At 71.6% G+C, this 12821-nt stretch carries 12 protein-coding genes; 9 read left to right on the top strand and 3 right to left on the bottom strand.

Features of this window, described 5'->3' with window-relative positions:
* The 4 genes from N4P33_RS24520 to N4P33_RS24505 form a co-directional block, all read left to right on the top strand.
* The coding region (locus N4P33_RS24520; protein WP_260828898.1) for a sensor histidine kinase KdpD at positions 1 to 877 on the top strand (877 nt) is incomplete at its 5' end.
* Complete coding sequence (locus N4P33_RS24515; protein WP_260828896.1) at positions 874 to 1554, top strand: response regulator; 681 nt, start codon at positions 874 to 876, stop codon at positions 1552 to 1554. The genes N4P33_RS24520 and N4P33_RS24515, both read left to right, overlap by 4 nt.
* A gap of 102 nt (positions 1555 to 1656) precedes the next feature.
* Entirely contained in the window at positions 1657 to 2055 is a 399-nt protein-coding gene (locus N4P33_RS24510) for an OB-fold nucleic acid binding domain-containing protein (RefSeq protein ID WP_260828895.1), read from the top strand.
* Between the two features lie 3 nt (positions 2056 to 2058).
* Positions 2059 to 2769, top strand: a complete 711-nt coding sequence (locus N4P33_RS24505; protein WP_260828894.1) for a DUF3159 domain-containing protein — start codon at positions 2059 to 2061, stop codon at positions 2767 to 2769.
* Between the two features lie 118 nt (positions 2770 to 2887).
* Here the strand turns inward: N4P33_RS24505 and N4P33_RS24500 are convergent, their stop codons facing one another.
* A complete protein-coding gene (locus N4P33_RS24500) occupies positions 2888 to 3565 on the bottom strand; it encodes a TrkA family potassium uptake protein (protein ID WP_260828893.1) in 678 nt (225 codons plus the stop codon).
* Positions 3565 to 4236, bottom strand: a complete 672-nt coding sequence (locus N4P33_RS24495) for a TrkA family potassium uptake protein (RefSeq protein WP_260828892.1) — start codon at positions 4234 to 4236, stop codon at positions 3565 to 3567. Before N4P33_RS24495 ends, N4P33_RS24500 begins: the two co-directional genes overlap by 1 nt.
* Before the next feature lie 258 nt (positions 4237 to 4494).
* Between N4P33_RS24495 and N4P33_RS24490 the strand changes: the two genes are divergently transcribed.
* The 3 genes from N4P33_RS24490 (at position 4495) to N4P33_RS24480 (ending at position 9158) form a co-directional block, all read left to right on the top strand.
* The gene (locus tag N4P33_RS24490; protein WP_260828891.1) at positions 4495 to 5424 is read left to right on the top strand and encodes an adenosine kinase; all 930 of its coding nucleotides are present in this window, start codon (positions 4495 to 4497) and stop codon (positions 5422 to 5424) included.
* 278 nt (positions 5425 to 5702) lie between these two features.
* A complete protein-coding gene (locus N4P33_RS24485) occupies positions 5703 to 7751 on the top strand; it encodes an APC family permease (protein WP_260828890.1) in 2049 nt (682 codons plus the stop codon).
* 69 nt (positions 7752 to 7820) lie between these two features.
* Positions 7821 to 9158, top strand: a complete 1338-nt coding sequence (locus N4P33_RS24480; RefSeq protein ID WP_260828889.1) for a class I SAM-dependent RNA methyltransferase — start codon at positions 7821 to 7823, stop codon at positions 9156 to 9158.
* Between the two features lie 390 nt (positions 9159 to 9548).
* Here N4P33_RS24480 and N4P33_RS24475 read toward each other — a convergent pair whose 3' ends face one another.
* Positions 9549 to 10748 (bottom strand): YncE family protein, encoded by a 1200-nt coding sequence (locus tag N4P33_RS24475; protein ID WP_260828888.1) that lies wholly within the window; start codon positions 10746 to 10748, stop codon positions 9549 to 9551.
* 86 nt (positions 10749 to 10834) lie between these two features.
* On the opposite strand from N4P33_RS24475, the gene N4P33_RS24470 reads away from it, so the two are divergent.
* Together N4P33_RS24470 and N4P33_RS24465 are read left to right on the top strand one after the other, a co-directional pair.
* Complete coding sequence (locus N4P33_RS24470; protein ID WP_260828886.1) at positions 10835 to 11812, top strand: ABC transporter substrate-binding protein; 978 nt, start codon at positions 10835 to 10837, stop codon at positions 11810 to 11812.
* 95 nt (positions 11813 to 11907) lie between these two features.
* A partial coding sequence (locus tag N4P33_RS24465; protein WP_399030080.1) for a FecCD family ABC transporter permease occupies positions 11908 to 12821 on the top strand: 914 nt, incomplete at its 3' end.

The raw sequence follows: 12821 nt of genomic DNA, 5'->3' as shown, positions 1-12821 counted from the left end.
CGACCACATGGCGCTCGCGCTGACCGGCCGCGTCCCGCCCGCCGAGGACCGCCGGGTGCTGGCCGCGTTCGCCGCGCAGGCCGCCGTCGTCCTGGACCGCCGCAGGCTGCGCGAGGAGGCCGACAAGGCCCGTGCCCTCGCCGAGGGCAACCGCATCCGCACCGCGCTGCTGGCCGCCGTCAGCCACGACCTGCGCACCCCACTGGCCGGGATCAAGGCCGCGGTCTCCTCCCTGCGCTCCGAGGACGTCGACTGGTCCCCCGAGGACACCGCCGAACTACTCGAAGGCATCGAGGACGGCGCCGACCGGCTGGACCACCTGGTCGGCAACCTGCTCGACATGTCCCGCCTGCACACCGGCACGGTCACCCCGCTGATCCGGGAGATCGACCTGGACGAGGTGGTGCCGATGGCCCTCGGCGGGGTGCCCGAGGGCAGTGTCGTCCTCGACGTCCCCGAGACCCTGCCGATGGTCGCCGTCGACCCCGGGCTGCTGGAGCGGGCGCTGGCCAACGTCGTCGAGAACGCCGTCAAGTACAGCCCGCCCGGCACGCCCGTCCTGGTCGCCGCCAGCTCGCTCGCCGACCGGGTCGAGCTGCGGGTGGTCGACCGGGGCCCGGGCGTCCCCGACGAGGCGAAGGACCGTATCTTCGAGCCCTTCCAGCGGCACGGCGACGCCCCGCGCGGCGCCGGCGTCGGACTGGGCCTCGCGGTCGCCCGGGGCTTCGCCGAGGCCATGGGCGGCACCCTGAACGCCGACGACACTCCCGGCGGCGGCCTCACCATGACGCTCACCCTCCGCGCGGCGCCGGCGACCGGCCCGGACACCCTCCCCACCGCAGAACCTTCCGCGGCATCCGAAAGGCAGCCCTCATGACCCGTGTGCTGGTGGTCGACGACGAGCCCGCGATCGTGCGCGCCCTCGTGATCAACCTCAAGGCACGCTCCTACGAGGTCGACGCGGCCCACGACGGCGCCGGCGCCCTGAAACTGGCCGCTGCCCGCCAGCCCGACGTGGTCGTCCTCGACCTCGGCCTGCCCGACATGGACGGCGTCGAGGTGATCCGCGGACTGCGCGGCTGGACCCGGGTGCCGATCCTGGTGCTGTCCGCCCGGCACGCCTCCGACGAGAAGGTGCAGGCCCTGGACGCCGGCGCCGACGACTACGTCACCAAGCCCTTCGGCATGGACGAACTGCTCGCCCGGCTGCGGGCCGCCGTACGCCGCGCCGAGCCGGCCGGTGGTGAGGACGACGTGATCGTGGAGACCGGCGACTTCACCGTCGATCTGGCCGCGAAGAAGGTCAACCGCGACGGCAGGGACGTACGGCTGACACCCACCGAGTGGCATCTGCTGGAGGTGCTGGTACGCAACACGGGGCGCCTGGTGGCGCAGAAGCAGCTGTTGCAGGAGGTGTGGGGGCCGTCGTACGGGACGGAGACCAACTATCTGCGCGTGTACATGGCGCAGTTGCGGCGGAAGCTGGAGGCAGATCCGTCACATCCCCGGCACTTCATCACCGAGCCCGGAATGGGCTATCGGTTCGAGAAGTGAAGGTCAGGGCCGTACCGGGCCTTCGGTGGCCGGGAACCGGCGGGTTCGAGGGCGTCGGACAGGGGGTACGTAACCGTCAGTGGCCCCCGGTACGCTTCAGACATGAGTGCTGTTCCTCGTTCCGAGAAGCCGGCAGGCCGGTTCCGGCGCATGCTCGACCGGCTCTCCTCGTCGCAGGAGGACCTGGAGTCCGAGGAGCTGCGTGAGGACGCCGAGACCGCCGGCTGTACGCGGATAGGCGACTGCCAGGACCGGCAGATCGTGACGGTTACTGGTACCTTGCGCACGGTCACGCTGCGGCCGCGCGCGGGAGTCCCGGCCCTGGAGGCCGAGCTGTTCGACGGCTCCGCCGCGCTGGACGTGGTGTGGCTGGGCCGCCGCTCGATCATGGGGATCGAACCGGGGCGCAAGCTGATCGCATCGGGCCGGATCTCGATGAGCCGGGGCCGCCGGGTGCTGTTCAATCCGAAATACGAACTGAGACCCCTCGGACGGGAGTAGCCGGTGACGTCGCTCGACAAGCCGACAACCGAAGAGACATCCGCGGACGACGCCCGGGCGGTGACCGAGGCCGCCTTGTTCGAGGCGTTCGGCGGGGTTCGGGGCATGGTCGAGACGGTGCTGCCCGGGCTGCTGTTCGTCAGCATCTACACGGTCAACAAGGACCTGCACATGTCGGCGATCGCGGCGCTCGCCGTGTCGCTGGTGCTGGTCGTGGTCCGGCTGGTGATGAAGGACACCGCCAAGCACGCCTTCAGCGGTGTCTTCGGGGTCGCCTTCGGCGTGGTCTTCGCGATGATGACCGGCAACGCGAAGGACTTCTATCTCCCCGGCATGCTCTACACGCTGGGTCTCGCGCTGGCGTACATCATCACGGCGATGGCGGGGGTTCCGCTGATCGGCCTGATGCTCGGGCCGATCTTCAAGGAGAACCTCTCCTGGCGTACGCGCAATCCCGGGCGGAAGAAGGCGTACACCAAGGCCAGTTGGGCGTGGGGGCTGATTCTGCTCGGGAAGAGCGCGATTCTGTTCCCGCTGTACTGGTGGGCGGACACGACGCAGCTGGGCTGGGTCCTGGTCGCGTTGAAGATTCCGCCGTTCCTGCTGGCGGTGTATCTGACGTGGGTGTTCCTGGCGAAGGCGCCGCCGCCGATCGATGTTTTTGCCGAGATGGAAGCGCGGGAGAAGGAAGAGGCGCAGCGTCGGGAGGGCTGAGGTTCCGGGGGCTGCGCCCCCGGGCCCCCCGTTTCCCACCCGCCCGCCCGACTCGGTTGGTCGAGGACCGCACGTGACGGGGCGCCCCTGGTTTCCAGGGGCGCCCCGCTCTTGTGCCTCAGCTCGACCCTGGCTCCTTGCGGACTGACAGCAGGTCCTCCAGTTGTTCCTCCCTTGCCTGGGCGGCGACGAAGAGGAGTTCGTCGCCGGCCTCCAGGGAGTCCTCGCGGGTCGGGGTCAGCACGCGGGTGCCGCGGATGATGGTGACCAGGGAGGTGTCCTGGGGCCACTGGACGTCGCCGACCTGGGTGCCGGCCAGGGCCGACTCCTCCGGCAGCGTCAGCTCGACCAGGTTCGCGTCGCCGTGGCTGAAGCGCAGCAGGCGCACCAGATCGCCGACGCTCACCGCCTCCTCGACGAGGGCCGACATCAGCCGCGGTGTGGAGACGGCGACGTCCACACCCCAGGCCTCGTTGAACAGCCACTCGTTCTTCGGGTTGTTGACGCGGGCGACGACGCGCGGGACGCCGTACTCCGTCTTCGCCAGCAGGGAGACGACCAGGTTGACCTTGTCGTCGCCCGTCGCGGCGATCACCACGTTGCAGCGCTGCAGCGCCGCCTCGTCCAGGGACGTGATCTCGCAGGCGTCGGCCAGCAGCCACTCCGCCTGCGGGACGCGCTCGACGGAGATCGCGGTCGGCGCCTTGTCGATCAGCAGGACCTCGTGGCCGTTCTCCAGCAGCTCGCCCGCGATCGAGCGGCCGACGGCACCGGCTCCGGCAATGGCGACCCTCATCAGTGACCGCCCCCTTCTTCGGGTCCCTTGGCGAAAGCGGCCTCGACCCGGTCGATCTCGTCGCTGCGCATCATCACGTGCACCAGGTCGCCCTCCTGCAGCACCGTCTGCGAGCTGGGCAGGATCGCCTCGCCGAGCCGGGTCAGGAAGGCCACACGGACGCCCGTCTCGTCCTGCAGCTTGCTGATCTTGTGTCCCACCCAGGCCGGGGCGGTGTGCACCTCGGCGAGCTGCACCCCTCCGGTGGGGTCGCGCCACAGCGGCTCCGCGCCCGAGGGCAGCAGCCGGCGCAGCATCTGGTCGGCCGTCCAGCGGACCGTGGCGACGGTGGGGATGCCGAGGCGCTGGTAGACCTCCGCGCGGCGGGGGTCGTAGATGCGGGCGGCGACGTTCTCGATGCCGAACATCTCGCGGGCCACCCGCGCGGCGATGATGTTGGAGTTGTCGCCGCTGGAGACGGCGGCGAAGGCGCCGGCCTCCTCGATGCCCGCCTCGCGCAGGGTGTCCTGGTCGAAACCGACCCCGGTGACCCGGCGGCCGCCGAAGGAGGAGCCCAGGCGGCGGAAGGCGGTGGGGTCCTGGTCGATCACCGCGACCGTGTGCCCCTGTTCCTCCAGGGTCTGGGCCAGGGCGGAACCCACCCTTCCGCAGCCCATGATGACAATATGCATCGCGTCACACCGCGCTTCCTGCAGGCCCTTCGACCTTCACGACTCTCGTGCTCATGACTCTCTTTCGGCTCGCAAGGCTGATCGGGCACACATCGCGGCCCGAGCAGTGGGCCGCCAGGCAACATCATGCCGGGGGAACGCGGTGCTGATGCCCTCCGGGGCCCGACCGCCCGTGTTCGCCTGACCGAGTCCAACGTAGCCGCCCCGTCCGTCCACCGCCGGGGACGGGCCCGCGGGGCGAGAAGAGAGGTACCGCCGATGACCGCCGAGATCGACGTGCTTGTCCTGGGAGGGGCCGGTGTGGACACCATCGTGCACGTGCCCGAGCTGCCCGTGCCGTACGCCGACAGCGTCATGATCCGGCCCGGGATCGTGACCCGCGCCGGGCAGAGCGGGGACTTCGTCGCGCTGGCCACGAGCGCCCTCGGCCTGCGCACCCACCACCTCGACATGATCGGCGACGACCACGAGGGCGACCTCGTCCGGGCCCTGCACCGCGACCACGGCGTCGCGCTCACCGCCGTACCGCAGCCGTGCGGCACCAAGCGGGCCGTCAACCTCGTCGACCCCGGCGGCCGGCGGCTCTCCCTGTACGACGCGACCCGCTGCTCGGACACCGACCGGCTGCCGGAGGAGACGGTGCGCGAGCTGGCCGCCGCCGGCCGGCACGCCCATGTCGTCATCACCCAGCCCTGCGCCGAGGCCCTGCCGGTGCTGCGCGCCTGTGGCGTGACGATCTCCACCGACCTGCACGACTGGGACGGCGCCAACCCCTACCACGAGCCTTTCGCCCTCGCCGCGGACCTCGTCTTCCTCTCCGCCGCCGCGCTCGCCGACCCCGAGCCCGTGATGCGCGCGATCACCGAGCGGGGCCGGGCCCGGGTGGTCGTCGCCACCGCCGGGGCGGAGGGGGCGTATCTGCTGGCCGACGGCGAGCTCAGCCACGTACCCGCCGTGGAACCGCCGGCTCCGGTGGTGGACTCCAACGGCGCGGGCGACGCCTTCGCGGCGGCGTTCCTGTACGGATGGCTGCGCGGGGAGCCCGCCGAGCGCTGCGCACGCTACGGCGCGGTGGCCGGCGCGTACGCCTGCACGGTGCCGTCGACGCGGGTCGCCAGCATCGGACGGGAGGAACTGCACGCACGCGTGGCCGACTTGGCACCCGGTCTGCCGGTCAGCGGCGCGTGATGCTGCGCACGCTCACGAGGGTGAGGATTCCGAGGCCGAGGAGGGCGACCGCGGCGCCGATCAGTTCTGCGGTCTGGTGCATGGAACCTCCACGGAGCGGCAACGGCCCGGCAACGGACGGGCGAGCGGGCAGGGCGTAGTCATATAGGCATGGAATCCCCCCGGCCTGCGGAATCCGTAGCCCGGTCGGGGCGCGATTTCACCCGGAGGGCAGAGGCACAGCCGATGTGGGGTGGCGGGTGGGCGGGCTCCCGTTCGAACGCTTACGATCCTCTGTTGTGTCCAAACTGACCGACGTGCCCAAACGGATTCTGATCGGGCGCGCACTGCGCAGTGACCGGCTGGGGGAGACCCTCCTGCCGAAACGTGTCGCGCTGCCCGTCTTCGCATCCGACCCGCTGTCCTCCGTGGCGTACGCGCCCGGCGAGGTGCTGCTGGTCCTGTCCATCGCGGGCCTGTCGGCCTACCACTTCAGCCCCTGGATCGCCGCCGCGGTCGTCGTGCTGATGTTCACGGTCGTCGCCTCCTACCGGCAGAACGTCCACGCCTACCCGAGCGGCGGCGGCGACTACGAGGTCGCCAACACCAACCTCGGCCCCAAGGCGGGACTGACCGTCGCGAGCGCCCTGCTCGTCGACTACGTCCTGACCGTCGCCGTGTCGATCTCCTCCGGCATCGAGAACCTCGGCTCGGCCATCCCGTTCGTCGTCGAGAACAAGGTGGCCTGCGCCGTTGGCGTGATCGTGCTGCTGACGCTGATGAACCTGCGCGGCGTCAAGGAGTCCGGCACACTCTTCGCCATCCCGACGTACGTCTTCGTCGCGGGCGTCTTCACCATGATCGCGTGGGGCGCCTTCCGCGGGGTGATCCTCGGCGACGAGATGCGCGCGCCGACCGCGGACTACGAGATCAAGCCGGAACACCCCGGCCTCGCGGGCTTCGCCCTGGTCTTCCTCCTCCTGCGCGCCTTCTCCTCCGGCTGCGCCGCGCTCACCGGCGTCGAGGCGATCTCCAACGGCGTCCCGGCCTTCCGCAAGCCCAAGTCGCGCAACGCGGCGACCACGCTCGCGCTGATGGGCCTGCTCGCCGTCACCATGTTCTGCGGCATCATCGGGCTCGCCGCGGCGACCAACGTCCGCATGGCCGAGAACCCGGCGAAGGACCTGCTGGACGACGGCACCCCGCTCGGCCCCGACTACGTCCAGGACCCGGTGATCTCCCAGGTCGCCGAGGCCGTGTTCGGACAGGGCAGCATCCTGTTCATCATCCTCGCCGCGGCCACCGCGCTGGTGCTGTTCCTCGCCGCGAACACCGCCTACAACGGCTTCCCGCTGCTCGGCTCGATCCTCGCCCAGGACCGTTACCTCCCGCGCCAGCTGCACACCCGCGGCGACCGGCTCGCCTTCTCCAACGGCATCGTGCTGCTGGCGGGCGCGGCAGGACTGCTGGTGTGGGTCTACGGCGCCGACTCCACCCGCCTGATCCAGCTCTACATCGTCGGCGTGTTCGTGTCCTTCACGCTCAGCCAGACCGGCATGGTCCGGCACTGGAACCGGCTCCTCGCCGACGAGGAGGACAAGGCCAAGCGCCGGCACATGATCCGCTCCCGGGCCATCAACACCTTCGGTGCCTTCTTCACCGGCCTGGTGCTCGTCGTGGTCCTGGTCACCAAGTTCACGCACGGAGCGTGGGTCGCGCTGCTCGGCATGTGCATCTTCTACGCGACGATGACAGCGATCCGCCGCCACTACGACCGCGTCTCCGAGGAGATCGCGGCTCCGGAGACCCCCAGCGACGACATGGTGCGCCCCTCCCGCGTCCACTCGGTCGTCCTGATCTCCAAGATCCACCGCCCCACGCTGCGCGCCCTCGCCTACGCCAAGCTGATGCGCTCGGACTCCCTCGAGGCCCTCAGCGTCAACGTGGACCCGGCCGAGACGAAGGCGCTGCGCGAGGAGTGGGAGCGGCGCGGCATCGACGTACCGCTGAAGGTGCTGGACTCGCCGTACCGGGAGATCACCCGGCCGGTCATCGAGTACGTCAAGTCGCTGCGCAAGGAGTCGCCGCGGGACGTCGTGTCGGTGATCATCCCCGAGTACGTGGTCGGCCACTGGTACGAGCATCTGCTGCACAACCAGAGCGCGCTCAGGCTCAAGGGCCGGCTGCTGTTCACGCCCGGCGTGATGGTCACGTCCGTGCCGTACCAGCTGCAGTCCTCCGAGGCGGCGAAGCGGCGCGCCCGCAAGCGGCAGGAGTGGACGGCGCCGGGCTCGGTGCGGCGGGGGCCGGCGGTGGAGCGGGCGAAGGAGAACTCCACGAACACGTAGACTGGTGGGCTGTTGTCGCGGGCCGGCCGGCCCGCTCACCCGCTTTCGATGTTGTGGAGTCACCCCGCCATGCAGGCAGAACCGGCAGAACCGAGGAAATCGCTGGTGGGGGAGGAGTACGAGGTCGAGGTCGGCCCCGTCGCCCACGGCGGCCACTGTGTCGCCCGTACGCCGGACGGCCAGGTGCTGTTCGTGCGGCACGCGCTGCCCGGTGAGCGCGTCGTCGCGCGCGTGACGGAGGGCGAGGAGGGGGCCCGGTTCCTGCGCGCGGACGCGGTGACGGTGCTCGACGCCTCCAAGGACCGCATCGACGCCCCCTGCCCCTACGCCGGTCCCGGCCGCTGCGGCGGCTGCGACTGGCAGCATGCCAAGCCGGGCGCGCAGCGGCGCCTGAAGGGTGAGGTCGTCGCCGAGCAGCTGCAACGGCTGGCCGGGCTGACGCCCGAGGAGGCCGGCTGGGACGGCACGGTGATGCCCGCCGAGGGCGACAAGGTGCCCGCAGGCGAGGTCCCGTCATGGCGCACGCGCGTGCAGTACGCGGTGACCGCGGACGGTCGCGCGGGCCTGCGCCGGCACCGCTCGCACGAGGTCGAGCCGATCGACCGCTGCATGATCGCCGCCGAGGGTGTCAGTGAGCTGGGCATCGAGAAGCGGGACTGGACGGGCATGGACTCCGTCGAGGCGATCGCGGCGACGGGCTCGCAGGACCGTCAGGTGATCCTCACCCCGAAGCCGGGCGCCCGGCTCCCGCTGGTCGAACTGGACCGGCCGGTGTCGGTGATGCGCGTGGACGAACGCAGCGGCGGCGTCCACCGCGTCCATGGCCGCCCCTTCGTCCGTGAACGCGCCGACGGGCGGACGTACCGGGTCGGCGGCGGTGGCTTCTGGCAGGTCCACCCGAAGGCGGCGGACACCCTGGTCACCGCGGTGATGCAGGGCCTGCTGCCGCGCAAGGGCGACATGGCGCTCGACCTGTACTGCGGCGTCGGCCTCTTCGCGGGCGCGCTGGCCGACCGGGTCGGCGAGGCGGGCGCGGTCCTCGGCATCGAGTCCGGCAAGCGGGCGGTGGAGGACGCGCGGCACAACCTCGCGGACTTCCCCCGGGTCCGCATCGAACAGGGCAAGGTCGAGTCGGTCCTCCCGCGCACGGGCATCACCGAGGTCGACCTCGTCGTCCTGGACCCGCCGAGGGCGGGGGCGGGGCGCAAGACGGTGGCACACCTGACGTCCCTGGGCGCACGCAGGATCGCGTACGTGGCCTGCGATCCGGCAGCACTGGCACGGGACTTGGGGTACTTCCGGGACGGGGGGTACAAGGTGCGGACGCTGCGGGTGTTCGATCTGTTCCCGATGACCTCGCACGTGGAGTGCGTGGCGATTTTGGAGCCTGCTGCAAAGGGGCTCTGATCTGCTGCACGACGCCCATTACGCGCATCGACCACGACAGCAGCACCTTCCACGTCCCGTACCGGGCTTGGTCACGCCCGGAGTTGCCAGAGGCCGGAGAGGGCCGGTCCGGCCGTGCGTCGGCGCCGGTCACCGGGTAGGACGCCGTCCGCGTCCCCGCCCCTGTGCCCTCGCCTCTGCGACTTCCGGCAGCGGCAGGGGCACGGCCACGAACCGCCCGCGCGGCGGGTCCGGCCCGACCGCCTACCGGGCTGAACTCGTGGCCTCCGCAACGCCGGCGGGGGCATGTGCGCACGCGAACACCCCGTGCTCCGTCCCGGGCTTGGCGCCCGCGAACGCCGCCCCGCCCGTCGCGGACGACGCCCCGACCGCGCCGGCCCGAACCTGTCGTCACCGGCCCACGGGATCACCGTCGGCGCCGTCGTTCCGGCTGCGCAGTGTCATGTGGCCGCCGTGGTGCAGCGGTGTGCCCAGCCGCAGACGGGCTGCCTGGTGTCCCGACTCCGCGTCGACGAGGTGTACCTCGCCGTGGCCGCCCCGGGTGACGGCGATCCAGTCGGAGCCCGGTGAGGCGGCCACCGCCCGGCGCTGGACGCCCTCCCAGGGGGTGCCGCCGCGGCGCGGAGCGCCGTCCATGGCGGGCAGGGGGATGCGGCGGACCGTGCCTTCGGCGCCCAGGAGGAGCAGTTCGTCGCCGTCGGGGTGGATCCGGGTGAAGGCGGTGTGGCGGCGGGCGAGGGCCAGGCGGAACACGAGCCCCGGGCCGAGTTCCGTGTGGAGCGTGCGGCCTGTCTCCAGGTCGTGGTGCCATGCCTGGTTGGTCCACTCCGGCCAGCGCAGCGGGTCCGGGTCGCCGCCGCGCAGCGTGCTCCACAGCGCCGGCCGGCGGGTGTCGAGCCGGAGGTACCAGCCCCGGGCGGGGGACCCCCAGGGGATGAGCGGCTCGGCGACGAGTGCGTCGCCCTTCCTCCGGGCGGGGTGTACTCCCTCGCCCGTGGCCGCGAACACGCGGTTCGTGCCGGGTACTTGCGCGTCCCCGTGTCCGTCGTCCGGCAGGGGCAGGACCGCGTGAGGTGTGACCGGAGGGCAGCCGGGCGGAGCCGCGAGGAGGTCGGCGAACCGGTGGACGGCCAGCTCGCCGGGCTCCCGGTGCCGCAGCACGACGAGCGGATCGCCGCCGCCCAGCACCGTCACGCCCGGTTCGCCGGCGCGGGTGCGCACCCTCGCCGTGTCTCCGGTGTCCAGGTCGAGGACGGTCAGCAGGTCCGACCAGGGTTCGGTGTTCTCGCCCAGGCCGGTGGTGACGGTCAGCAGGCGACCGGACGGGTCGCAGGCGAGGTGCTCGGCCGGCACGGCGACCGGGACCGTGCGTTCCACGAGCCGCTCGGCGAACGGATCGAGGACCAGCAGTTCCCCGCGACGGTCGTCGACGCAGGCCACCCGCCCGCCCGGCAGCGCCAGGAACCCGGCGTGCTCGGAGAGATGACGGCCGGTGAGGCGTCCCACGACGGTGCCGTCCGGCACGGTCAGCACATGGACGGATCCGTCCACATGGTCGGAGACGAGCAGAACGGGTGGGGCAGCGGGCATGGGTTCCTCCAGAAACCGATCTGGTGAAAATGATTATCATGTATCTTCGGTGCGTTCCCGGTATCCGAGAAAGAGCGAGGGCATCGATGCTGCGCGCACCGTCGAGATTCGTCCGTAGTTGGATCACCGCAGCGGTGGTCGGTTCCGTCCTGGTCGGCTGCGGCTCGTCGTCCGAAGAACCCGCGAGTGACAAGGCCAAGCCGGCGGCGAAGACCGACGTCACCGTCGAACCCATCAAGGCGTCCACGGAGTTGACCGACACGAAGGGCGTCAAGGTCTCCCTGAAGAAGGAACCCGAGCGGATCGTCTGCCTGTTCGCGCTCTGTGACGACATCCTGACCGAGCTGGGCATCGTCCCGACGGCCACCAACAGCGCGTTGCTCGCCCACCCGGACTTCCTGGGGGAGGAGAAGGCCAAGAAGGTCGACGTCATCCCGGGCGGGTTCATCGCCCCGGAGGTGGAGGCGATCCTCTCCCACAAGCCCGACCTCGTCATCGGACTCGGCGACACCCACGGCAAGCTCGCCCCGGCGCTCAAGGGCGCCACGACGTTCTGGTCCATGCAGCCGGAGACGTGGCAGGACAGCGTCGGATACCTGCGCGACCTCGCCGCGCTCACCGGGCGCACCGCCGAGGGCGAGAAGGCCGAGAAGACCTTCCGGGCCAAGCTCGCCGCCGCCGAGAAGGCTCCCAGCGACAAGACCGCCCTCATCATCTACGGCAGTGACGAGAACTTCGGCGTCGCGACCCCGGAGACCGACGTGGCCGCCAGTCTCTTCCCCAAGATCGCCGACTACCCCTGGAAGTCCCGTGGTGTGGAGGGCAGTTACAGCCTCGAGGAGATCCTCGCCCAGGACGTCGACGTGCTGTTCGTCGAGACGCTGAGCTTCGGCGACGCGGACGGCAAGCTGTCCGAGAAGCTGGCCGAGAACCCCCTCTGGGGCAAGATCCCGGCGGTGCGGAACGGCGACGTCCACGAGGTGAACTCGGAGGTGTGGGCCAAGGGCCGCGGCACCCGCTCGCTGGGCATCGTCCTCGACGAGGCCACGGCCGCACTGCGGTGACGCCCTTCTCGGCGCCCGCCGCGGCGGATCCCGTCGCGGCGGACGGACAGCGGCCGTCGCGCGGGGCACGGAGAGGGCAGCCGCTCCTGGTGGTCGTGCTGCTGGCCGTCTCCTCGGTCTGCGCGCTCAGCCTCGGCACCCCCTACGTCCCACCGCACCGGCTGGTCGCCGCGCTGCTGGACGGGGACACCACGCTCGCCGGGATCGTCGTCTCCGAACTCCGGGTGCCCCGACTGGTGCTGGCGCTTGTCGCCGGAGCCTGTCTGGGGGCGGCCGGGCTGGTGCTCCAGGAGGCGCTGCGCAATCCGCTGGCGGTGCCGGAGATGCTGGGCGTGTCGTCCGGTGCCGCGCTGGGGGTGGCCGCGCCGCTGGTACTGAGCCTGTCATTGCCCGCCGCCGTCCAGCCGATGCTCGCCATCGGCGGAGCCGCGCTCGGCGGCGGGCTCACGCTCCTGGCCGCCGGACTCGGCCGCAGTCCGTCCGCGGTGCTGCTGACCGGCGCCGCGGTGGCGGCCGCGTTGCAGGCCGCGCTGCTCGTCCTGATGGTCATGGCCGACCAGTTGGACCTCCAGCTCATCTACCGTTACCTGCTCGGCTCCCTGTCCGCCCGGACCTGGGACGACGTGACGGGCCTGTGGCCGTGGCTGCTCGTCGCGGTCCCCGCGCTCGTGCTGTGCGCGCCGGTGCTGTCGGTGATGCGGCTGGGCGACCAGGACGCCGAGGCGCTGGGGGTGCGCGCCCAGCGCGCCCGTCTGGCGGCACTGGCCATCGCGGTGGTGCTGATCGCCCCGGTGACGGCCGTGTGCGGGCCCGTGGCGTGGGTGGGTTTCCTCGCCCCGCATCTGGCCCGGTGGTTCAACCCCGCGGCGGGGGCGGTGCGCTGGCTTCCGTGGTCCGCCGCCTGGGGCGCGGTCGTCGTGGTCGTCGCCGACGTCCCGGCCCGGCTGGCGCTGGCTCCCGTGGAGACACCGGCCGGCGCGTGGACGGCCTTGCTGGGGGTGCCGGCCGG

Origin of the sequence: Streptomyces sp. 15-116A, from assembly GCF_025290915.1 — a bacterium.
Taxonomy (GTDB): Bacteria; Actinomycetota; Actinomycetes; order Streptomycetales; family Streptomycetaceae; genus Streptomyces.
The sequence above is the reverse complement of the archived record's forward strand: the minus strand, read 5'-3'. Positions and strand labels throughout refer to the sequence as shown.

Coding starts and splice junctions, on each gene's coding strand:
- N4P33_RS24515 (WP_260828896.1), top strand. CDS start 874: ATGACCCGTGTGCTGGTGGTCGACGACGAGCCCGCGATCGTGCGCGCC.
- N4P33_RS24510 (WP_260828895.1), top strand. CDS start 1,657: ATGAGTGCTGTTCCTCGTTCCGAGAAGCCGGCAGGCCGGTTCCGGCGC.
- N4P33_RS24500 (WP_260828893.1), bottom strand. CDS start 3,565: ATGAGGGTCGCCATTGCCGGAGCCGGTGCCGTCGGCCGCTCGATCGCG.
- N4P33_RS24495 (WP_260828892.1), bottom strand. CDS start 4,236: ATGCATATTGTCATCATGGGCTGCGGAAGGGTGGGTTCCGCCCTGGCC.
- N4P33_RS24490 (WP_260828891.1), top strand. CDS start 4,495: ATGACCGCCGAGATCGACGTGCTTGTCCTGGGAGGGGCCGGTGTGGAC.
- N4P33_RS24480 (WP_260828889.1), top strand. CDS start 7,821: ATGCAGGCAGAACCGGCAGAACCGAGGAAATCGCTGGTGGGGGAGGAG.
- N4P33_RS24475 (WP_260828888.1), bottom strand. CDS start 10,748: ATGCCCGCTGCCCCACCCGTTCTGCTCGTCTCCGACCATGTGGACGGA.
- N4P33_RS24470 (WP_260828886.1), top strand. CDS start 10,835: ATGCTGCGCGCACCGTCGAGATTCGTCCGTAGTTGGATCACCGCAGCG.